This is a genomic window from Lysobacter soli, from assembly GCF_003382285.1.
Lineage (GTDB): Bacteria > Pseudomonadota > Gammaproteobacteria > Xanthomonadales > Xanthomonadaceae > Lysobacter_J > Lysobacter_J soli.
Genome location: NZ_QTJR01000002.1, coordinates 214,731 through 235,017, shown reverse-complemented (window position 1 = coordinate 235,017; position 20,287 = coordinate 214,731). Strand labels below are relative to the sequence as shown.

Annotated in this window: 17 protein-coding genes; 4 read left to right on the top strand and 13 right to left on the bottom strand. The window is 67.4% G+C overall.

What is annotated here, in order from left to right; all coding sequences use genetic code 11:
* Positions 1 to 65: 65 nt before the first annotated feature.
* From DX912_RS04290 to DX912_RS04270, 5 genes are all read right to left on the bottom strand, one after another.
* Positions 66 to 617: a lipocalin family protein gene (locus DX912_RS04290; RefSeq protein ID WP_115841239.1), complete on the bottom strand. Its 552-nt coding sequence runs from the start codon at positions 615 to 617 to the stop codon at positions 66 to 68.
* A 109-nt stretch (positions 618 to 726) separates the two neighbouring features.
* The gene (locus DX912_RS04285) at positions 727 to 942 is read right to left on the bottom strand and encodes a hypothetical protein (protein ID WP_115841238.1); all 216 of its coding nucleotides are present in this window, start codon (positions 940 to 942) and stop codon (positions 727 to 729) included.
* 136 nt (positions 943 to 1,078) lie between these two features.
* A complete protein-coding gene (locus DX912_RS04280; protein ID WP_115841237.1) occupies positions 1,079 to 2,668 on the bottom strand; it encodes an ATP-dependent DNA ligase in 1,590 nt (529 codons plus the stop codon).
* The gene (locus DX912_RS04275) at positions 2,665 to 3,663 is read right to left on the bottom strand and encodes a ligase-associated DNA damage response exonuclease (protein ID WP_115841236.1); all 999 of its coding nucleotides are present in this window, start codon (positions 3,661 to 3,663) and stop codon (positions 2,665 to 2,667) included. The genes DX912_RS04280 and DX912_RS04275 overlap by 4 nt, the downstream gene beginning before the upstream one ends.
* Positions 3,664 to 3,669: 6 nt before the next feature.
* The gene (locus DX912_RS04270) at positions 3,670 to 4,050 is read right to left on the bottom strand and encodes a VOC family protein (protein WP_115841235.1); all 381 of its coding nucleotides are present in this window, start codon (positions 4,048 to 4,050) and stop codon (positions 3,670 to 3,672) included.
* Positions 4,051 to 4,211: 161 nt separating this feature from the next.
* Here DX912_RS04270 and DX912_RS04265 point away from each other — a divergent pair, with 161 nt between their 5' ends.
* Positions 4,212 to 4,982: a response regulator transcription factor gene (locus tag DX912_RS04265; protein ID WP_115841234.1), complete on the top strand. Its 771-nt coding sequence runs from the start codon at positions 4,212 to 4,214 to the stop codon at positions 4,980 to 4,982.
* 442 nt (positions 4,983 to 5,424) lie between these two features.
* Here the strand turns inward: DX912_RS04265 and DX912_RS04260 are convergent, their stop codons facing one another.
* The 8 genes from DX912_RS04260 to DX912_RS04225 form a co-directional block, all read right to left on the bottom strand.
* A complete protein-coding gene (locus tag DX912_RS04260; protein WP_115841233.1) occupies positions 5,425 to 5,634 on the bottom strand; it encodes a dodecin in 210 nt (69 codons plus the stop codon).
* Between the two features lie 127 nt (positions 5,635 to 5,761).
* The gene (locus DX912_RS04255) at positions 5,762 to 6,250 is read right to left on the bottom strand and encodes a hypothetical protein (RefSeq protein WP_115841232.1); all 489 of its coding nucleotides are present in this window, start codon (positions 6,248 to 6,250) and stop codon (positions 5,762 to 5,764) included.
* A 72-nt stretch (positions 6,251 to 6,322) separates the two neighbouring features.
* The gene (gene motB / locus DX912_RS04250; protein ID WP_115841231.1) at positions 6,323 to 7,300 is read right to left on the bottom strand and encodes a flagellar motor protein MotB; all 978 of its coding nucleotides are present in this window, start codon (positions 7,298 to 7,300) and stop codon (positions 6,323 to 6,325) included.
* Between the two features lies 1 nt (position 7,301).
* Positions 7,302 to 8,156, bottom strand: a complete 855-nt coding sequence (motA, locus tag DX912_RS04245) for a flagellar motor stator protein MotA (protein ID WP_115841230.1) — start codon at positions 8,154 to 8,156, stop codon at positions 7,302 to 7,304.
* 157 nt (positions 8,157 to 8,313) lie between these two features.
* Complete coding sequence (locus DX912_RS04240; protein ID WP_115841229.1) at positions 8,314 to 9,129, bottom strand: aldose 1-epimerase; 816 nt, start codon at positions 9,127 to 9,129, stop codon at positions 8,314 to 8,316.
* The gene (locus DX912_RS04235; RefSeq protein ID WP_115841228.1) at positions 9,119 to 10,135 is read right to left on the bottom strand and encodes a glycoside hydrolase family 43 protein; all 1,017 of its coding nucleotides are present in this window, start codon (positions 10,133 to 10,135) and stop codon (positions 9,119 to 9,121) included. Before DX912_RS04235 ends, DX912_RS04240 begins: the two co-directional genes overlap by 11 nt.
* 14 nt (positions 10,136 to 10,149) lie before the next feature.
* Positions 10,150 to 11,631, bottom strand: coding sequence for an MFS transporter (locus tag DX912_RS04230; RefSeq protein ID WP_115841227.1), 1,482 nt, complete (start codon positions 11,629 to 11,631; stop codon positions 10,150 to 10,152).
* Positions 11,632 to 11,750: 119 nt separating this feature from the next.
* Positions 11,751 to 14,588, bottom strand: a complete 2,838-nt coding sequence (locus DX912_RS04225; protein WP_115841488.1) for a TonB-dependent receptor — start codon at positions 14,586 to 14,588, stop codon at positions 11,751 to 11,753.
* A gap of 447 nt (positions 14,589 to 15,035) precedes the next feature.
* On the opposite strand from DX912_RS04225, the gene DX912_RS04220 reads away from it, so the two are divergent.
* Genes DX912_RS04220 through DX912_RS04210 form a run of 3 tightly spaced genes read left to right on the top strand, consistent with a single transcriptional unit; the run spans position 15,036 to position 20,231 of the window.
* On the top strand, positions 15,036 to 16,337 hold the full coding sequence (locus DX912_RS04220; protein ID WP_115841226.1) for an MFS transporter: 1,302 nt from the start codon (positions 15,036 to 15,038) through the stop codon (positions 16,335 to 16,337).
* Positions 16,338 to 16,368: 31 nt separating this feature from the next.
* Positions 16,369 to 17,373 carry an endo-1,4-beta-xylanase gene (locus DX912_RS04215; protein ID WP_115841225.1) on the top strand — a complete coding sequence of 335 codons (1,005 nt, stop codon included), beginning with the start codon at positions 16,369 to 16,371 and terminating at the stop codon, positions 17,371 to 17,373.
* Positions 17,370 to 20,231 carry a glycosyl hydrolase 115 family protein gene (locus tag DX912_RS04210; RefSeq protein WP_115841224.1) on the top strand — a complete coding sequence of 954 codons (2,862 nt, stop codon included), beginning with the start codon at positions 17,370 to 17,372 and terminating at the stop codon, positions 20,229 to 20,231. Before DX912_RS04215 ends, DX912_RS04210 begins: the two co-directional genes overlap by 4 nt.
* Positions 20,232 to 20,287: the final 56 nt, after the last annotated feature.

The window sequence follows — 20,287 nt, the reverse complement described above, 5'->3', positions numbered from 1 at the left end:
GTTCTAGCCGCGCATTCTAGGCCGATCGCGTCGCCGGCGGCGCGGCGATGCGATCGGCGGGCCGCTCAGCGCAGCGGCGCCATCACCTTCAGCTCGCGCAGGTTGTAACCCTTCATCGCGGCCGACGCCTTCAGCCGCTCGAACAGCGCGCGGTTCATCTCCGGCTGACGGGACAGGATCCAGAGGTTCTCGCGCTCGGGCCCGCCGACGATGGCCCACTGGTATTCGGGGTCGAGATCGACCACCCAGTAATCGGCCCAGGTCATCGGCAGCCACGCCAGCCATTCCGGCGCGAAGCGCACTTCCAGTGCGCCGGGCTTGCCGTCGACGGGGCGGGCCACGCCCTCGGACACATCGGTCGTGCCGTCCTTGACGCGGCACGCATTGCGCACCCCGACGGTGCCGTCGGGGTTGGGCGTGTAGGTCGCGGTGATGTCGCCGACGCAATCGCGCTGCCAGAACATCGGCAGGTGCGCGATCTCGTGCCATTGGCCCGCATAGCGCTGCAGGTCGAGCTGTTCCACGGGCACGTTCACCTGTTCCTGCGCACGCGCCGGCATCGACAGCGCGACGAGAACGGCGATGGACGACACCATCAGGTGCGCGAAACGCGGCATGGCAGGCCCTCGTTGGTCGGACCTGCAGATTCGCCGCGACAACGTCGTTTTTACGTGAGCGGTGAAGCGCGCTTCACGCGCGCTTCAGCGCCCGGCTTCGACCGCGAGCTCAACGGAACGGCGACAGCGCCGTGGTGCCGCACACCGAGGAGACGGCGTGGTTGTGGAAGCTCGCGCGACGACGGCGACGCTCGAGCCTTGCATCGCGTTCACGCCTGCGCGCTTCGTCCTGCGTCGTGTCGGTTTCGACGCCGGCCAGCGACAGCGCCAGCTCGGGGTCATGGATATGGCCCTGGTTGAACAGCAAACCGGTGAAGAGGTTCATGTCGCGACTCCATGTCTTTCGGGGTGCGACCATGCTGCGCCTGCGCCTACGACCGAAAAAGCGAGCATTTCGGAACGCTTTCTTGAATGGGATTCAAGGCTCGGAAAACGCCGGATTTCCCGATGGAAATGCGCTTTCAGCGTGCCAGCGCACGCAAGGTGTCGAGCCGGTCCGCTTCCGGCGCCGGCTTGTCGTGGCGCCAGCGCAGGATGCGCGGGAAACGCACGGCGATGCCCGACTTGTGCCGCGTGCTCACGTTCACCGCTTCGAATCCGAGCTCGAACACGTGCTGCGGCGTGACCGCACGCACGGGGCCGAAGCGCTCGATCGTGTTCGCGCGGATCCAGCGGTCCAGCGTGAGGATTTCCTCGTCGCTCAGGCCCGAATATGCCTTCGCCACCGGCACCAGCGCATCGCCGTCCCACAGGCCGAAGGTGTAGTCGGTGAACAGCGTGCTGCGACGCCCCGATCCCGGCTGCGCGTACAGCAGCACCGCATCGATGGTGAGCGGATCGATCTTCCACTTCCACCAGTCGCCGCGCCGGCGCCCGGTGCGATAGGGCGAATCGAGCCGCTTGAGCATCAGCCCTTCGACGCCGCGTTCGCGCGCGCTTTCGCGAAGTATTGCGGCCTCGCTCCAGTCGCGTGCTTCCACGCGCGGCGAGGCGACGATCACGCGACTGTCGAAGCGCGACAGCAGCTCGTCGAGCAGCGCGCGCCGCTCGTGCAGCGGGCGTTCGCGCAGGTCTTCGCCGTGCAGTTCGAGCAGGTCGTAGGCGAGCACGCGCGCGGGCGTGTCGCTCAGCGTCTTCGCACCGGGCTTGCGGCGCTGGATGCGTGTCTGCAACGCGGTGAACGGCAGCGGGCGGTCGCCTTCGCGCCAGCCCAGCAGTTCGCCGTCGATCACCGCGTCGTCGGGCAGGCGCGTCGCGGCCGCCTCGATCTCGGGGAAGCGCCCGTCCAGCCGCTCCTCGCCGCGCGACCACAGCGCGATCTCGCGTTCGCGCCGGATCAGCTGCAGGCGGATGCCGTCCCACTTCCACTCCAGCAACCAGTCGTCGACGGGCCCGAGCGCGTCGGGTTCGACTTCCAGCGGCGAGGCGAGGAAAAACGGATACGGCTGGCGGCGGTCGCTTTCCAGCACGCCCGCCGACAGCAGGTCCTCGAGGAACTGCGGTGTCGGCGTCCACGCGCCGAGCATGCGCTGGGCGATCAGCGCGATGTCGAGCCCCGACAGTTCGGCGAGCGCCTGCTGCACCAGCCGCTGCGAGACGCCCACGCGTAGCGCGCCGGTGAGCAGCTTGTTGAACAGCAGGCGCTGGTCGGTCGGCAGCGTGCGCCAGCCTTCGACGACCGCGGCGTGGCGCAACTCAGGCGCCTGGTTCGCAACGGGCAGCAGGTGCAGTTCGATCCACTGCGACAGCGTGCGCTCGGGCGCGGCCTCGTCAGGATCGTCGAGCAGCAGCGCCAGCGTTTCGGCCAGGTCGCCAACGTGTCCGTGGCTTTCCTCGACCAGCCACGACGGCAGGCCGCTCTCCGCGACGATCCACTCGTGCAGCTCGCGCGTGTTGGCGATGCGCGACAGCTTGCCGCCCGACAGCAGCCACAGCGCCCACGCCGCATCGGCCGGCGGCGCGTCGCGGAAATAGGCGATCAACGCCGCCCGCTTGTCGCTGGTCGCGGTGCTCTGGTCCAGTTCGCGATAGAGATCGGCGAAGCGCTTCATGCGTCGTCGCCGAAGCTGGTCCGCAGCGTCTTCGCATCGACGCCCTGCTCGCACAGCGTGCGCACCAGCGCGTCCGTCGTGCCGTGCGTGGCGAACACGCGACGCGCGCCGGTCTGTTCGATCGTGCGCAGCAGGTCGGGCCAGTCAGCGTGATCGGAAATCACGAAGCCGCGGTCGTAATTACGACGACGACGATTGCCGCGAAGGCGCATCCAGCCCGACGCGAACCCCTGCTGCGCGCGACGGAACCGTCGCAGCCACGGACTTCCCGCCGCAGACGGCGGCGCAAGCACGAGGCGCCCCGCGTGGTCGGCACGCGCTCCCTGTTCGGAGACCAGTTCCGTCGCCGCCATCGCGATGCCCGCCGCGCGATACACCTCCACGCCCGCGGCGATGGCGCCGTGGAGCAGCGGCGGCGGCTCGTCGAAGGCCGCCAGTTCGGCCAGCACGCGCTGCGCCTTTCCCAGCGCGTAGCAGAACAGCACGGCCGTTTCGCCGCGCGCCTCGCAGGTGCGGCGCCATTGCACGATCTCCGCGACGGCGTCGCGCGTGTCCGGCCAGCGGTAGACCGGCAGCGCGAAGGTCGCCTCGGTGATGAATGCGTCGCACGGCACGACTTCGAACGGCGCGCAGGTCGGATCGGGCTGGCGCTTGTAGTCGCCCGACGCGACCCAGACCTCGCCATCGACCTCCACACGGACCTGCGCCGAGCCCAGCACGTGGCCCGCCGGATGCAGCGACACGCGCGCCCCGTTCATGTCGAACGGCTCGCCGTGCGCGTGCTCGACGATCCGCTGATCGCCGAGCCGCCAGCGCAGGATCGGCGCCGTGCCCGGCGTGCAGTGGTACTCGCCCATGCCCTCGCGCGCGTGGTCGCCGTGGCCGTGCGTGATCACCGCGCGCGACACTGGCAGCCAGGGATCGATGTGGAAATCGCCGGCGGGGCAGTACAGCCCTTCGGGTCGCAGCTGGATGAGATCGCTTGCCTGCGGCATCGCTGCTCAATGGCCCCGCAAGCCGCCACGCTCGGCAAAATCCGGCCGCTGCGGCGGCAGGACGCAGAAGCGGTGGCCGGTCGGCGCCTCCATCACCCACCAGGTGCGCACCTGCGCGATGCGACGCGCGCCGAGCGCTTCCAGGCGGCGGACTTCGGCCTCGACGTCGTCGGTTTCGATGTCCAGATGAACGCGGCTGGGATGCTCGACGCGTTGCAGCAGGATGCGCGGCTGGTCGGTTTCGACGTCGAGCTGCCGGTAATGCGCGTCCTGCGGATCCGACAGCGTGGAAGCGCGATGGCCGAGCGCCGCCGCCCAGAACGCCGCGGCGCGCTCCAGGTCGCCGCTGCAGTCGATGATGATCTGTCCCAGGCGGCTGCGATGCATGCGCGGGACTGTATCGGCGGGGCGATCAGCGAGCGGTGAACCGTGCACGAAGTCGCATTCACCCGCCCGCCGCGTCGCGATCGCGTTACCGCTCACATCAATTTCACGACCGGATTCGCAGCCTTCACGCACAGCGTTCCCACATTCCTTAAGGAGACACCATGAAGGCGGCCGGCGGACTCATCCTCATCGTCGAGGATCACATGGCGATCGCAGAGATGGTCGGTGAATTCCTCGAAGCGCGCGGCTATGAAGTCGACTTCGCGCGCGACGGCGCCGACGCACTGCGACTCACCGCGGAAAACACCTACGACGCGATCATCCTCGACCGCACGCTGCCGCGCCTGGACGGGCTGGACGTGTGCCGTCGCATCCGCGCCGAGCAGCGTCGTTCGACGCCGGTGCTGATGCTCACCGCGCGCGACACGCTCGACGACAAGGTCACCGGCCTTGAAGCCGGCGCCGACGATTACCTGACCAAGCCCTTTGCGATCCAGGAACTGGAGGCGCGCATCGCCGTGCTCATCCGCCGCGGCCGCAAGGCGATGGGCGGCGGCGTCCTGCGCGTGGCCGACCTGGTGCTGGATCCGGAAGCGATGACCGTCCACCGCGACGGCATGGAACTGCACCTGTCGCCGACGGGCTTCCAGCTGCTGAGCATCCTCATGCGCGAATCGCCGCGCGTGGTGTCGCGCCAGGAAATCGAGCGCGAGATCTGGAAGGGCGAATCGCCCGACTCCGACACGCTGCGCAGCCACCTCTACAACCTGCGCAAGACGATCGACCGTCCCTTCGACAACCCGCTGCTGCACACGATGCAGACCGCCGGCTACAAGGTCGCCGACCTGTCCGGCTCGAAGACCGTGCGTGACAGTGCACCGGCGCTGGCGGCGACGCCGCGTTATGCCGAGGCGGCGGTCAGCGCGCACTGAGTGCGTGCTTTAGCCCCTCTCCGACCGGGAGAGGGGTTGGGGTGAGGGTCGGCAGAGCATCAACGCTCGCACCCGCGAAGCCTGTTCGAGAACCTCGACCCTGCTCGCGCGAATCCACATGGATTCCAGCTTTCGCCGGAATGACGGTTTAGCCCCTCTCCCACCGGGAGAGGGGTTGGGGTGAGGGGTAACGAAGCGATACGGGCGAACGACCGGGTCCGTACAGCGCTGCGCATTGCTTCCCATCGCGACGGATCCTCGATGCCTGTTCGAGAACCTCAACCCCTGCTCGCGCTAATCCACATGGATTCCAGCTTTCGCTGGAATGACGGTGAGATGGTTCACCGGCGACGGAGTGCCCCTGCGCTGCGGGCCTGGATCCCGGCTTTCGCCGGGATGACGGCCGCGGCCCATCAGGGCAACAGAAGCCCAAGCGCGCCCCTCACTCCTCCAGCGTGAACCCCACCTTGATCGTCACCTGCCAGTGGGCGACCTTGCCGTCCTCGACGTGGCCGCGGACGTCCTGCACGCAGAACCACTTGATGTTGCGCACCGTCTCCGACGCGCGCTCGATCGCGCGGCGGATCGCATCGTCGGTGCTCGTCTTCGACGAGCCGGTCAGTTCGAGGTGCTTGTAGACGTGTTCGCTCATGGTCGCTCTCCGGGTGGGGGTTCGGACGGACTACGCGGATGCCTGCAGCGCGCGTGGCGCGCGCCGCCCGATCATAGTCCCTGCCCGCCCCCACGCCCGTGATGCGCGCCGGTCGTCGACGAACGCGCTAGAGGCAATCCGCGCCGCCTTTCAGGCAGGCGGCGTTGCGATCGCCCAGCGCCTTGGCGTCGGCTTCGCGACGCGCGCGGCGTTCGGCGGCGGTCATGCAGACGGTCTCGGTGCGGTTGCTTCCGATCTTGCGCGTGCGCTCGCACACGAGCTTCTCTTCCGGCGCGCGGTTGACGATGGCGGAGATCGATTCGAGCGAGTTGAACACGACGATGCGATCGGCCTCGGGCAGCTCCGTGATCGCGCTGCGGTCTCGCAGCAAGGTGAAGACCTTGTCCTGCTCGCGCAGCAGCGTGGCGCGCTCGGTGGCGGGCATGTCCTTGTACCGGCCGCTGCGCTGTTCCACCTCGACGCGGAGCTGCCGCTGCTGGTCGAGGATCGCCGTAGCATCCATGTTCGGATGGATTTCGTTGGCCGCGGCCGGCACGGCGGCGGAGATCGCCAGCGCCAGCGTAAAGACGGCCTGCCTTGCGAAGTACCTGAGCATTCCCTGTTCCCCGGTCGAAAGTCTGCCGACCGTACCGGCAAGGCGAGGCACCGTCCAGTGCAAACCGGGACGTCAGCCGTGCCCGTGGTCCGATTCGTCCGGCGCGCCTGCGACGCGGTTCGGCCCCACTTCCGGCAGCGCGCCCGGCGCCGGTGCGCCGCTGCCGGGCAGGCTGTCGGCCGGCGTCATGACGTCGGCTTCCGGGTTCTGCACGACGATGCTGATGCGACGGTTCAACGGCGAGCGCGGATCGCGCTTGTCGAACGGCACCGACGCCGCCAGTCCGACCACGCGCGAGATGCGGTCTTCTTCCAGCCCGCCTTCGACCAGCGCGCGGCGCGCGGCGTTAGCGCGTTCGGCGGACAGTTCCCAGTTCCCGTAGCCGCCCGCCGAGTGGTACGGCACCTCGTCGGTGTGGCCGCTGAGCGCGATGCGGTGGTGGGCATCGTTGAGCAGGCCGCCCATCTCGCCGAGCAGCGCGTGCGCGTAGTCCTTCAGGCGCGCACTCGCGTTGTCGAACATCGGCCGGTTCTGCTTGTCGACGATCTGGATGCGCAGGCCTTCCGGCGTGAGGTCGATCAACAGCTGGTCCTTGAACGGCGCCAACGCCTGGCTGCGTTCGACCGCCTCTTCCAGCGTCCGCTTGAGCGCGTCGAGCCGGCGCTTTTCTTCCTCGCGCGCGATGTCCCGGGCCTGCTGCGGCGAGAGCTTCATCGGCTCGCGTGCGCCGAACTCGGCGCCATGCCCGCCTGCGACGGCGACCGCGCTCGTGGTGGGGATCAGGCGGTCCGCGGCGCCGCCGGGGCCGTTCGCGCCCGGCGCAGGCTTGAGCGATTTGCCGACCACGGCGCTGGGGTTCTTGAAGTATTCGGAAATCGCGGCGCGCTGCTGCTTGTCGGTGATGCCGACGATCCACATCACCAGGAAGAACGCCATCATCGCGGTCACGAAGTCCGCGTAGGCGACCTTCCACGCGCCGCCGTGATGCCCGCCGGCCACGCGCTTGATCGGCCGGAGGATGATGACCGGCCGTTCGCGGTTGGCGGCCATGTCAGCGCTTGCCGCGCAGGTGCGCGTCCAAATCGGCGAAGGCCGGGCGCATGTCGGAGAACAGCAGCTTGCGCGCGAATTCCACCGCCACGCTCGGCGCGTAGCCGCGCACGCTCGACACCAGCGCCATCTTGATGACCTCGAACGCCTTGGCTTCTTCCTGCGCGTGGTGGTGCATCGCCGCCGCGAGCGGGCCGACGAAGCCGTAACCCAGCAGGATGCCGAGGAAGGTGCCGACCAGCGCGGCTGCGACGTGGTGACCGATCTCGGACGCTTCGCCGCCGATGGACGCCATCGTGATCACGATGCCCAGCACCGCCGCGACGATGCCGAAGCCCGGCAGCGAGTCGGCCAGCACCTGCAGCGCGTGCGCGGGCTCGTCGGCTTCCTTCGAATGCGTTTCCAGCTCGATGTCGAGCACCTGTTCGAGTTCGTGCGCCTCGAAGTTGCCGCTGACCATCAGGCGCAGGCAGTCGGTGGTGAACTCCATCAGCGGCTTGTCGGCGAGCAGCTTCGGGTACTTCTGGAACAGCTCGCTCGTCTGCGGTTCGTCCACGTCGCGCTCGATGGCCATCATGCCTTCGCGGCGCGCTTTCATCAGCACGTCGTAGAGCATGGCGAGGATGTCGACGTAGTCGGACTTCTTGTAGTGCGAGCCCTTGAGCAGGCGCGGAATGCCGCCCAGGCACGCCTTGACGACCTTCAGCGGATTGGCGACGAGGAACGCGCCGGCCGCGGCGCCGCCGATGATGAGCAACTCATAGGGCTGCCACAACGCGCCCAGCTGGCCGTGCGACAGCACGAAACCGCCCAGCACGCTGCCGATTACGACGATGAAACCGATGATGATGAACATGAGCCGCCCCAGGACACGATTGGGTTAACGGCGCAGTGCAGCAAAGTTTGAGGGGGATATCCGCGCGCCCCTGCTCGTGGCGGTGAGGGCGCTTTGGCCGTGAGGGCGCCTGCCCTCACCCCAACCCCTCTCCCGCGTGCGGGAGAGGGGCTTCAGGTCACTCGAAGGACAAACGGAACCAGCGCTCCAGCGTCTGCCCCGGCGCGAGCACGCGCGGTTCGAGGTTGAAGGCATCCGGCGGGCCGCTCTGCGGCTCCACGCACGTCGTGCGCTCGGGCATGTCGAACACGACCCAGTGCGTGCAGTCGGAGGTCAGCGTGATGCGCTGTGCGCCACGATGCAGGACGACCGGCGCGTCATTCATGAAGCAGTCGTCCCAAGGGCCGGGTGGCGGCGGCGCGAGCGGACGCGTCGCCATGCCGTCGTCGTCGCGCGGATACCACGCGGTCGGGGCGAACTCGATGCGGTCGGGCTTGAGGAACCACGGATGCCAGCCCAGTTCCGCCGGCATCGCGCGTTCGCCGGCGGTCGCCGACAGCGTCATGTGCAGGCCGCGTGCTTCGAGCTCGATGCGTTGCCGCGCGATGCCGCCAAACGGCCAGCGCTCGTCGGCCGGCAGCGCCAGCGACAACTCGACGTGGTGCGTCGATTGCGAATCGACCTGCCACGGCAGCGCGAAGCCGACGCCGTGGATCGCGTGCACGCCGAGGTTCGCCGGCAACCGGTGCGAGGCGCCTTCGAACGCGAATTCGCCGCGACGCACGCGCCCCGCCCACGGCACCATCGGGTACGAACCCCAGCCGATCGTCGCGTCGTTGTCGTCGCTGAAACCCGCGAGTTGATCGATGCCGTCGACGCGGATCTGCGCGATGCGCCCGCCGGCCTGGGGCGCGACGTCGACCGACATCGCGCCATGCGAGAGCGTCAGCAGCGGGCCCGGTTCGAGCCGCGCCGTTGCGGCGTCACGCGCCATACGGGTCGATGGTGACGATGCGGCCGTTCGCGTCGTGCTGCAGCGGCGCGACCTTGATCGAACGCAGGTGCGTCACGCCGCCCGACAGGATGCTGTCGTGATAGAACAGGAACCACTGCCCGTCGAACTCGACGATGGAGTGATGCGTGGTCCAGCCCACGACCGGCGTCAGGATCGGGCCCTGGTAGGTGAACGGTCCGTACGGGCTGTCGCCGACCGCGTAGCACAGCAGGTGCGTGTTGCCGGTCGAATACGAGAAGTAGTACTTCCCGCCGAACCGGTGCAGCCACGACGCCTCGAAGAAACGGCGCTCGTGGTCGCCGGCCTTCAGCGGTTTACCGTTTTCGTCGAGGATCACGACCTCGCGCGGCGCCTCTGCGAATTCCAGCATGTCGCCGCGCAGGCGCGCGACCTTCGGGCCGAGCGCGGGCTCGTCGTCGCCCGGTTCGACGTGCGCCTCGTCGCGCACGTTGTCGCGGTACTTCTGCAGCTGACCGCCCCAGAGGCCGCCGAAGTACATGTAGCTCTCGCCGTCTTCGTCGGTGAACACCGCCGGATCGATCGAATAACTGCCGGCGATGGCCTCGGGCTGCGGAACGAACGGACCTTCCGGACGATCGCCGACGGCGACGCCGATCTGGAACACGCCATCGGCGCGCTTGGCCGGGAAATACAGGTAGTACTTGCCGTCCTTCGTCGCCGCGTCCGGCGCCCACATCTGGCGCTGCGCCCACTTCACGTCGCGCACGTGCAGCGCGACGCCGCAGTCCACGGCCTCGCCGTCGGGCGAGTCCATGCGCAGGACGTGGTAGTCCTCCATGCCGAAGTGCGAGCCTTCATCGTCGAACGGAATACCGGCGTCGATGTCGTGCGAGGGGTAGACGTACAGCTTGCCTTCGAACACGTGCGCGGACGGATCGGCGGTGTAGATGTGCGTGACCAGCGGCTGCGAGATCGCCTTGGCGGCGATGGCGCTGAGGTCCTGGTTCTGGGAGAGGTCGGACATGGGGAATCTCCGGATCAGGCCGAAGCGGCCTGCAGGCGGCGGGCGGTAAGTTCCTGTTCGATGCGCGATTCCATCGGCTTGTTGATCTCGTACAGGAACAGCAGCACCACGCACAGCAGGAACGGAATCGATGCGTACAGGCTCACCGCCAGGCGGATGCCGTCGACGGTCTGCGGCGACTGCATCGCGGCATCGGCGTTGTAACCGTAGTACGCGAGGATGCCGGCGACGGATGCGCCGCCGACGCTCAGACCGATCTTCAGCCCGCACAGCATCGCCGAGAAGATGATCGCGGTCGCACGGCGGTGGTTCTTCCATTCGGAGTAGTCCGCGACGTCGGCGATCATCGCCCACAGCAGCGGAATGGTGATGCCGTAGAAGAAGCCGTGCAGGATCTGCGCGCCGAACACCACCCACGTGGCCTGCGGCGGGAACAGCAGGAACACCAGCATGAACAGCGTGGACACCAGCAGCGCGCCGCCGAACACGTCGCGCTTGCCGAAACGGTCGGCGAGCTTCTTCGAGAAGCCGATGCCGAGGATCATGAAGATGATGCCGCCGGCGTTGAACAGGCTCAGCGCGGACGTCGGCGCGTCCTTGGGCCACTGGAACTCCGTCAGGCCCATGCCGGTGAGCACCGAGTTGAGTTCGGCGATGAAGCCGTTGAAGCCGACTTCGTCGAGGAACCCCGCCAGGTGCGGCTCGCTGAGGTAGTACTTGAAGTAGTACACGTACATGCCGCCCTTCAGCGCAAGCGTCACGAACACCAGGATGGTCAGCATCAGCATCACCACCCACGGGCGGTTGCGCGCCAGGTCCGACAGGTCCTGCTTCACGCTCGACTTCTGCTCCGGCGCGGGAACGATGCGCTCCTTCGTGGTGAAGAAGGTGATCAGGAAGAACACCGTGCCGACGATGGCGAACAGCATCATCGTGTTGTGGAAGCCGCGCACCTTGTCGCCGTCGCCGAGGATCAGCACCAGCGGCAGCAGCAGCGCCTGGATGATGAACTGCGCGACCATCACCGCGACGAAGCGGTACGCCGACAGGCTGTTGCGCTGCGCCATCGAGCCGGTGAGCACGCCGCTCAGCGCCGAGTACGGCAGGTTGTTGGCGGCGTAGATCATCACCAGCAGCGTGTAGGTGCCCATCGCGTAGGCGACCTTCGCGCCGGGCGCGAGATCGGGCGTGCTGAAGGCCAGCAGCGAGAACACGCCGAAGGGAATCGCCGTCCACAGGATCCACGGGCGGAACTTGCCCCAGCGCGTGTTGGTGCGGTCGGCTGCGATGCCCACGATCGGCGTGAACACGAACGCGCCGAGGATGCCGCCGATGAAGATGATGGTGGCCGCCGTGGCCGCCGGGATGCGGTACACGTCGGTGTAGAAGAACGCCAGGAACGTCACCAGCGTCTGGAAGATGAGGTTCGCGGCGAGGTCGCCGAGGCTGTAGCCGATCTTTTCGGTGACCGACAACGGTTCGGAAGTGCTGTTCATGATCACCTGTCGTGTGCGTTGTGCCGCCGCTTCATATACACCACGGCCCGCCCGGTGCGCTGCACTGGACGGGCCGCGTTTTCCCCTCTCCCCCGCGGGCGCGGGGGAGGCTTACCGCATCAGAACGTGCCGCGGACGCCGACCGTGTACGTGGTGCCGAAATCGTACATGTCGTTGACTGCGTTCTCGAAGGCGAAGAAGGAACGGCGCTCCTCGCCCAGGATGTTGGTCACGTTGAAGAAGATCTGCGGCTTGGACTTGACGTTGACCAGCGTGTAGCTGCTGGACAGGTCGAGCTGGCCGCGGTCCTCGCCGTACAGCTGCGCGAACGGAATGCCCTGCTGGTTGGAACCGCTGGCGGCGGAGCCTTCCTGCCAGTTGTACGACAGGCGCGCCTGGGCGACGTCGTTCTCCCAGTAGATGGTCGCGTTCCACAGGCTCGGCGACAGGCCGTAGACGTTGCTCGACAGCGCGGCCGCGTCCTTGCCGATGGTGGAGATATCGATCTTCGAGTAGTTGGCCATGAAGCCCAGGCCGTCGAGCACGATGCTCAGCGGCTGCACCCAGATCGCTTCCCAGCCGTTGATCTCCAGCTCGGCGTCGGCGTTGACCTGCTGCTGCACGTTGACCGTCGCCACGCTCGGGCCGCCACGCGAGTTGATCGCCTGCTGCTGCGCATCGACCAGGCTTTCGAACGGGATGCCGAGGTCGGTGAACGGACGGGTGACCACGCCCTGGTAGGTGTAGCCCTTGATGCGCTTGTTGAACAGCGTCAGGCCGACGAAGCCTTCACCGCCGGTGTACCACTCGCCGCCGATGTCGAAGTTGGTCGAGGTGTACGGGGTCAGGTCCGGGTTGCCCTGCGTGGCGACCTGCGCGGAGATGTCGCTGAAGGTCGTCGCCGGCAGCATCGAGCTCGGGTTCGGACGCGTCATCGTGCGCGAGGCCGAGGTGCGCAGCACCACGTCTTCGGCCACGTCCCACGCCGCGCTGAACGACGGCAGCCATTCGTTGTAGTCGCTGCTCAGCGTCTGCCACTGGCGCACGCCGCCGATGGTGACCGGGCCGCTGATGTCCTGGTCGGTCATCGCGTAACGCACGCCCATGTTGAAGCGCAGGTTGCGGTGCCAGATCTCCGACTCGCCGTTGACCATGATGAAGGCCGCCGTGTTGGCTTCATCGAAACCGCCCGTCGGGGCGCTGGTGTTGGCGTTGTTCGCCTCGGCCGCAGAATCGCGGTAGAAGGCGTAGTTCGTGTCGGCCATGAAGCGGTCGAAGTCGACCGTCACGAAGCCGGCCGGGCCCGGGCTGAGGTAGTTCGGAAGCGCGGAGCTCGGAACCTGCGAGAACGCGTACGGCTGCCAGTTCGTGCCCGTGTCGCCGAAGCCGACGATGGTGCGCGAGTTCTCGTCGTAGGCGATGCCCATGGTGACGTTGTTGCGGTCGTCGCCGAACTGCAGGCTGGCGTTGAGGCCGCCGGTCTCGGTCACGCGCTTCTCGTTCTGCGCCCACACGCGGCCGCCGGTCCAGGTCCAGCCGATGTTCGGATCGTTCAGGTCCAGGCCGCTCTGCGCGGTCGGGATATCGCCGTTGTTCGTGTACTGCACGGTGGTGACCGGCGAGTTGAACAGGATGGTCGGCGACTCGCGGTACATCCAGCTGCGGCTGACGCTGGCCTGCACGTCGAGCTTGATGTCCTCGTCGAACCAGAACGTCGCGCCCGGCGTGAACTGCCAGTACTTGACGTCTTCGACGTACGGCCGGGCTTCCAGGAAGTACTGCGCGTTCTCGAACGTGGCGCTGGTGACGACGTTGTTGGCGTCCAGCTGCATGTTCGTCGGCACCATCGCGCCGTTGCGGCCGATCAGGTTGATGTCGATGCGGTCGTTGGTGCGGTGCGCCTCGGTGTACAGCACGTCGGCATACACCTCGAGGTTCTCGTTCGGGCGCCACTGCACCGAGCCCAGGAACGCATCGCGGTCGCGATCGCCGGACATGTGCACCGGACGGCCAAGGCGCGGGATCAGCGCTTCGCCGATCTGCTGCGTGGTCAGGCCCGGGTTGTGGTCGCGCAGCCACTGCGCGTCGATGGTCTCGCCCGGACGGCTGGCGATGCTGTCCGGAATGCGCCAGCCGTTGCCGCCGGTGACGTTGCAGGGCTGGCCCAGCGCCGGGAAGCCGCCGCCGTTCGCCGCGCCGTTGCCGCACTGCGCATTGGTCAGGTTCGGATTGGTCCAGCCGACGGTCTCGTAGCCGTCCACGCCGATGTGGCCGCGCTGCGAGGTCACGCCCACCAGCACGCCGAAGGTCTTGTCGTCGTTGAGCCAGCTGCCGATCACGGTGCCGCGCGGGCTCGTCTTCTCGCTGACGTCGTTGTAGTCGGCCTGCAGCGAATAGGTGACCTGCGATTCGGGGTTGTCGAACGGGCGCACGTTGCGCATGTCGACCACGCCGGACGCGCCGCCTTCGGTGAGCGCCGCCGTCGGCGACTTGTACACCTTCAGCTGCGTGAAGAATTCGGTCGGGAACAGGTTCAGGTCGACTTCGCGGTTCGCGTTCTGCGCGTCCAGGCCAATCGACGCCGTCGCGACCGACTGGCCGTTGATGGTCGTCTTGGTGAAGCTGCTGGGCAGGCCGCGGATGGCGACGTTGAGGCCTTCGCCGTTGACGTCGCGGTTGAGCTGGATGCCCGGGATGCGCGCGAGCGACTCGGCGATGTTGACGTCCGGGAACTTGCCGATGTCCTCGGCGTAGATGGCGTCGACGAAGCCGCTGGCCTCGCGCTTGGCCATCGTCGAATACTCCAGGCTCTGGCGAAAACCGCTCGCGACGACGCGGTCGAGTTCGGTCACCTGGTCCTGCGTGGATTGCGCTTGCTCGGCCTGCGCCTGCGTGGATTGCGTGTCGGCCGCCGGCGTGGCGGCCTGCTGCTGCGCGAAAGCCGTCGAGCTGGCCATACCCAACAGCGCCAGGCCCAACGCGCGCGACAGCGTGTTTCTTGCGAACTTCTGCACCGTACTCCCCTCCCGTTTCTGGTACGCGGCGATCTCGAGGATTCGCCGCACTCGTTTTGTGTAGAAACCTGTTTGACGCAATGACCCCGGTTTCCAGTGGGTCGGACAAGTGGTCCGGATGGTAGCGCTACCATTTATCCGGCCGCACGCTGCGGTGCGACATGGAATTCCGGGACGTGTCTACGCGGATTTGTCGCAACGCAGCATGACGTTTCGCCCTGAAAGCAGGTTGGATATGGGGGTGGCGCGTATTGCCGGGCACCGATTCCCTGCCCGGCGGTGATAGCGCTACCACTTTCCCCGTCATTCCACACCTGCCATGCGTGCAGGAGGACCTCGCGCCGATGCCCCACGTCCCTCCCCGCATGCGCGCAGAACGGGCGCATTTCCATGAATGACACCGCCTCCCAAGGGGTCGCCACGCGAACCGCCAGAGTCGGCAAGTACCGCTGGCGCGTCTGCGCGATGCTGCTGGCGGCCACGACGATCAACTACGTCGACCGCCAGGTGCTCGGCGTGCTCGCGCCGTTCCTGCAGACCGAGATCGGTTGGAACGAGATCGAGTACGGCTACATCGTCACCTCGTTCCAGGCGGCGTACGCGATCGGCCTGCTGTGCACCGGCGCGATCATCGACCGCTTCGGCACGCGCATCGGTTACGCCATCGCCATCAGCGTATGGAGCCTCGCCGCGATGGCGCACTCGCTGGCCGGCAGCGTCGTCGGTTTCGCAGCCGCGCGTTTCGCGCTGGGGCTGGGCGAAGCCGGCAACTTTCCCGCGGCCATCAAAACCGTCGCCGAATGGTTCCCGCGTCGCGAACGCGCGCTCGCGGTCGGCGTGTTCAACGCGGGCTCCAACGTCGGCGCGGTGCTCGCGCCACTGCTGGTTCCGGTCATCGCCGCGACGTGGGGCTGGCAGGCGGCGTTCCTGTTCACCGGCGTGCTCAGCGCCACGTGGCTCGCCGGATGGCTTCTCACGTATCGCACGCCCGACGACCAGCCGAAGCTGACGAAGGCCGAACTCGACTACATCCGCAGCGATCCGCCCGAGCCGACGGTGAAGGTGCCGTGGCTGCAGCTGCTGCGTCATCGCCAGGCGTGGGCGTTCGTCGCGGCGAAGTTCATCACCGATCCGGTGTGGTGGCTGTTCCTGTTCTGGCTCGGCAAGTTCCTCGCGTCGGAATACAAGCTCTCGCTCAGCACGATTGGCCTGCCGATGATCGTGGTGTACCTGATGGCCGACGTGGGCAGCATCGCCGGCGGCTGGCTCGCGGGGCGCTTCATGCGCATGGGCTGGGACGTGAACCGCGCGCGCAAGGGCGCGATGCTCACCTGCGCGCTGTGCGTGGCGCCGATCGTGCTGGTCACGCAGGTCGACAGCCTGTGGATCGCCGTGGCGCTGATCGGCCTCGCCATGGCCGGCCATCAGGGCTGGTCGGCGAACGTGTTCACCCTGCCTTCGGACATGTTCCCGCGCCACGCGGTCGCGTCCGTGGTCGGCATCGGCGGTTTCGCCGGCGCGGTCGGCGGCATGCTGATGTCGGTCTTCACCGGCGCGCAGCTGGAATCCACCGGCAGCTACGCGCGCATCTTCCTCATCGCCGGCTGCGCGTACCTGGTCGCGCTCGCAGTCGTGCACCTGCTCGTTCCGAAGTTGCAGCCGGCCGCGTTCGAACGCGCGCCGGCCGCGTGACGCGCCGCCTCCATCTCCACAGGGGAATCGAATGAAACACCGCCACACGATCCTGTTCGCACTGCTCGCCACCGCGCTGTCGCCCGCGTTCGCACAGCAGGCGGCCCCGACGCAGCTCGCCGCCGGCAACGCGAAGTTCCTGGGCAGCGCCTACGGCAAACCGCAGGCGAAGGACTTCACGGTCTACTGGAACAAGGTCACGCCGGAAAACGCCGGCAAGTGGGGCGAAGTCGAAAAACGTCGCGACCGCATGGACTGGCGCGGGCTAGACGAGGCGTACCGCGTCGCGAAGGACCACCACCTGCCCTTCCAGATGCACGTGATGGTGTGGGGCAACCAGCAGCCGGAGTGGATCGAGAAGCTCCCCGTCGCCGAACAGCGTGAGGAAATCGAGGAGTGGTTCGCCGCCGTGGCGGAGCGTTATCCCGACCTCGATTACGTCGAAGTCGTCAACGAGCCGCTCAACGATCCGCCGAACAAGGACGACAAGGGCGGCGGCAACTACATCGAAGCGCTCGGCGGCAGCGGCGCGACCGGCTGGGACTGGATCGTCGAGTCCTATCGCCTCGCGCGCAAGCACTTCCCGAATGCCAAGCTGCTCATCAACGACTACAACATCACCAACAAGCCCGACGCGACGAAGCGCTACCGCGAGATCATCGACATCCTGCGGCGCGACAACCTGCTCGACGGCATCGGCGTGCAGGGCCACGCGTTCGCGACGACGCCCGACGTGCCGATGTCGGTGCACAAGGCGAACCTCGACCTGCTCGCCGAAAGCGGCCTGCCGATCTACGTCACCGAACTGGACATCGACGGCCCGACCGACGAGCAGCAGCTGAAGGATTACCAGCGCATCTTCCCGGTGTTCTGGGAGCATCCGGCCGTGAAGGGCGTGACGCTGTGGGGTTTCCGCCCGGGCCTGTGGCGCCAGAAGGAAAAGGCCTACCTCGTGCGCAAGGACGGCAGCGAGCGGCCCGCGTTGCAGTGGCTGCGCGAGTACGTGCGCGGCACGGCGGCGAAGCCCGCGCAATGAGGTCGTCCGCGTCGGCCGCCATCGCGGCGCTCGTGCTGTCCTTCTCGCCCGTCGTGTCGCGCGCGGCGGACAACTGCACGCAGCCTGCCGCGATTTGCGACGACGCGGTGGCCGGCGCGCTCGCGCTGGTCGACAACGGCCGCGTCGCGCGCGTGATCGTCGACGACGCGGATTTCCCCGGCGTTCTGCGTGCGGCGCGCGACGTCGCGGGCGACCTTGCAAAAGTCGCCGGTGCGCACACGAATCCAAAAACGACGAAGACCGCGATCATCGCCGGCACGCTCGGCCACAGTCCGCGCATCGATCGCATCGTCGCGAAGCACGCGCTCGACACGCGCGGCGTCGCGAACACCTGGGAAGGCTACCTGCTGCAGGTCGTGGAGCGTCCCGAGCCCGGCATCGATCGCGCGTTGATCGTCGCCGGCGCCGACAAGCGCGGCACGATCTTCGGCCTGTACGAAGTCTCGCGCCGGATCGGCGTGTCGCCGTGGAACTGGTGGGCCGATGTGCCGGTGCAGGCGCGCAGCACGCGCTACATCGCACCGGGTCGCTTCATCGATGCACCGCAGGTGCGCTATCGCGGCATCTTCCTCAACGACGAGGATCCCGCGCTCGGCGGCTGGATGAAGGCCACCTACGGCGGGCCGAACCACCAGTTCTACGAGCGCGTGTTCGAACTCGTGCTGCGCCTGAAGGGCAATTACCTGTGGCCGGCGATGTGGGGCCGCGCGTTCGCCGACGACGACCCGCGCAATCCGCAGCTCGCCGACGAATACGGCATCGTCATCGGCACCAGCCACCACGAACCGATGATGCGCGCGCACGTGGAGTGGAAACGCCACGGCCAGGGCGCATGGGACTACACGAAGAATGCCGACAACCTGCGCGCCTTCTGGCGCGACGGCATCGCGCGCATGGGCTCGCACGAAAGCGTGGTGACGCTGGGCATGCGCGGCGACGGCGACGAACCGATGGCGCAAGACACCGCCATCGACCTGCTGCAGACCATCGTCGCCGACCAGCGCAACATCCTGGCCGACCTTACCGGCAAGCCGCCGGAGCAGACACCGCAGGTGTGGGCGCTCTACAAGGAAGTGCAGGACTACTTCGACGCGGGCATGAAGGTTCCGGACGACGTCACGCTGCTGTTCGCCGACGACAACTGGGGCAACCTCCGACGCCTGCCGAAGCCCGGCGAAACGCGCGGCGGTGGCTATGGCGTGTATTACCACTTCGATTACGTCGGTGGGCCGCGCAACTACAAATGGCTCAACACGACGCAGATCGAGCGCACGTGGGAGCAGATGCACCTGGCGTACGAGTACGGCGCGCGACAGCTGTGGATCGTCAACGTCGGCGACCTGAAGCCGATGGAGTTCCCGATTTCGTTCTTCCTCGACTACGCGTGGAAGCCGGAAGCACTCGGAATCGACGAGCTCGCGCGCTATCCCGCGCATTGGGCGGCCGAGCAGTTCGGCCCGCAGCACGCGCGGGAGATCGGCGAACTGCTCACGCGCTACACGCAGTACAACGCGCGCCGCAAGCCGGAACTGCTGTCGCCGGAGACCTTCAGCCTGGTGAACGACGACGAGGCCGATCGCATCAACGCCGACTGGAACGCGCTGGTCGAGCGCACGCGCGCGATCGGGGCCGCGCTTGGCCCGCAGTATCGGGATGCGTACTACCAGCTCGTCGAATACCCTATCGCCGCCAGCGCGAACCTCACCGCGATGTACGTGGCGACCGGCCGCAACCGGCTGTATGCGAACCAGGGACGTGTCTCGGCGAACGCGCAGGGCGAGCTCGCGCGCTCGCTGTTCGCGCGCGATGCCGAACTCGCACGTGTCTACGAGCACGACATCGCCGGCGGCAAGTGGGTCCACATGATGTCGCAGCCCCGCATCGGCTACACGGGCTGGCAGCAGCCCGACCGCAACATCGTGCCGACGCTGGAGACGGTGACGCCGAAGACCGCCGCGTCGATGGGCGTCGCGATCGAAGGCGACGCGGCGGCGTGGCCGGGCACGAAATCCACTGCTGCACTGCCGCCGCTGGATGCCCTCGCCCATCGATCGCGCGAGGTCACGGTGTTCAACCGTGGCATGAAGCCGTTCCGCTTCGAAGCCTCCGCCTCACAACCGTGGCTGCGCGTGTCGCCGGCCACGGGTGAGGTCGATGACGAACTCGCGCTGCGTGTCGAGATCGACTGGAACGCGGTTCCCGCGAACGCACGCACTGCACGCGTCACGCTACGCGGCGATGAAGGCACGCGCGTATCGATCGATGTCCCGATCGAGCAACGCGCGAATGCCGACACGATCCGCGGCTTCGTCGAAAGCGACGGTCGAATCGCCATCGAGGCCGAGCACCATGCACGCGTCGTCGCCAGTGACGGCGTGCAGTGGCGCACGATTCCCAACTTGGGCCGCACGCTGTCGGGCGTAACCTCGTTCCCGGTGACGGCACCGGCCGGCACCACCGACGAACGCGGGTCGTGGCTCGAATACCCGATTCATCTGTCGCGCGACGGCGTCATCAACGTGCGCGTGGTCATGTCGCCGACGCTGGATTTCCAGCATCGCGGCGGCCTGCGCTACGCGGTGTCCATCGACGATGAAGCGCCGAAGATCGTCACCGTGAAGAGCGACCCGACGCCCGGCCATGCGGATTTCAGGGGCTGGGAACGCGCGGTGAGCGACAGTGTGTACGTCGGCACCTCGCGCCACGATGCGAAGGCGGGCAATCGCACGCTGCGCATCTGGCGCGTCGATCCGGGCGTGGTTCTGCAGCGCGTGGAGATCGCACGGGACGGAGCGCGGCAGAGCTATCTTGGCCCCGTGGAGAGCCCGAAACTTTGAAGCCAGCTTGCTCCACAACGCCGTAAACGCAGTCGACACTTATGGATTCCCGCCTG

What these genes read in the sequence shown, in the direction of transcription:
- DX912_RS04290 (WP_115841239.1), bottom strand. Translation starts at nt 617, where the DNA reads ATGCCGCGTTTCGCGCACCTGATGGTGTCGTCCATCGCCGTTCTCGTC.
- DX912_RS04285 (WP_115841238.1), bottom strand. Translation starts at nt 942, where the DNA reads ATGAACCTCTTCACCGGTTTGCTGTTCAACCAGGGCCATATCCATGAC.
- DX912_RS04280 (WP_115841237.1), bottom strand. Translation starts at nt 2,668, where the DNA reads ATGAAGCGCTTCGCCGATCTCTATCGCGAACTGGACCAGAGCACCGCG.
- DX912_RS04275 (WP_115841236.1), bottom strand. Translation starts at nt 3,663, where the DNA reads ATGCCGCAGGCAAGCGATCTCATCCAGCTGCGACCCGAAGGGCTGTAC.
- DX912_RS04270 (WP_115841235.1), bottom strand. Translation starts at nt 4,050, where the DNA reads ATGCATCGCAGCCGCCTGGGACAGATCATCATCGACTGCAGCGGCGAC.
- DX912_RS04265 (WP_115841234.1), top strand. Translation starts at nt 4,212, where the DNA reads ATGAAGGCGGCCGGCGGACTCATCCTCATCGTCGAGGATCACATGGCG.
- DX912_RS04260 (WP_115841233.1), bottom strand. Translation starts at nt 5,634, where the DNA reads ATGAGCGAACACGTCTACAAGCACCTCGAACTGACCGGCTCGTCGAAG.
- DX912_RS04255 (WP_115841232.1), bottom strand. Translation starts at nt 6,250, where the DNA reads ATGCTCAGGTACTTCGCAAGGCAGGCCGTCTTTACGCTGGCGCTGGCG.
- motB (WP_115841231.1), bottom strand. Translation starts at nt 7,300, where the DNA reads ATGGCCGCCAACCGCGAACGGCCGGTCATCATCCTCCGGCCGATCAAG.
- motA (WP_115841230.1), bottom strand. Translation starts at nt 8,156, where the DNA reads ATGTTCATCATCATCGGTTTCATCGTCGTAATCGGCAGCGTGCTGGGC.
- DX912_RS04240 (WP_115841229.1), bottom strand. Translation starts at nt 9,129, where the DNA reads ATGGCGCGTGACGCCGCAACGGCGCGGCTCGAACCGGGCCCGCTGCTG.
- DX912_RS04235 (WP_115841228.1), bottom strand. Translation starts at nt 10,135, where the DNA reads ATGTCCGACCTCTCCCAGAACCAGGACCTCAGCGCCATCGCCGCCAAG.
- DX912_RS04230 (WP_115841227.1), bottom strand. Translation starts at nt 11,631, where the DNA reads ATGAACAGCACTTCCGAACCGTTGTCGGTCACCGAAAAGATCGGCTAC.
- DX912_RS04225 (WP_115841488.1), bottom strand. Translation starts at nt 14,588, where the DNA reads ATGGCCAGCTCGACGGCTTTCGCGCAGCAGCAGGCCGCCACGCCGGCG.
- DX912_RS04220 (WP_115841226.1), top strand. Translation starts at nt 15,036, where the DNA reads ATGAATGACACCGCCTCCCAAGGGGTCGCCACGCGAACCGCCAGAGTC.
- DX912_RS04215 (WP_115841225.1), top strand. Translation starts at nt 16,369, where the DNA reads ATGAAACACCGCCACACGATCCTGTTCGCACTGCTCGCCACCGCGCTG.
- DX912_RS04210 (WP_115841224.1), top strand. Translation starts at nt 17,370, where the DNA reads ATGAGGTCGTCCGCGTCGGCCGCCATCGCGGCGCTCGTGCTGTCCTTC.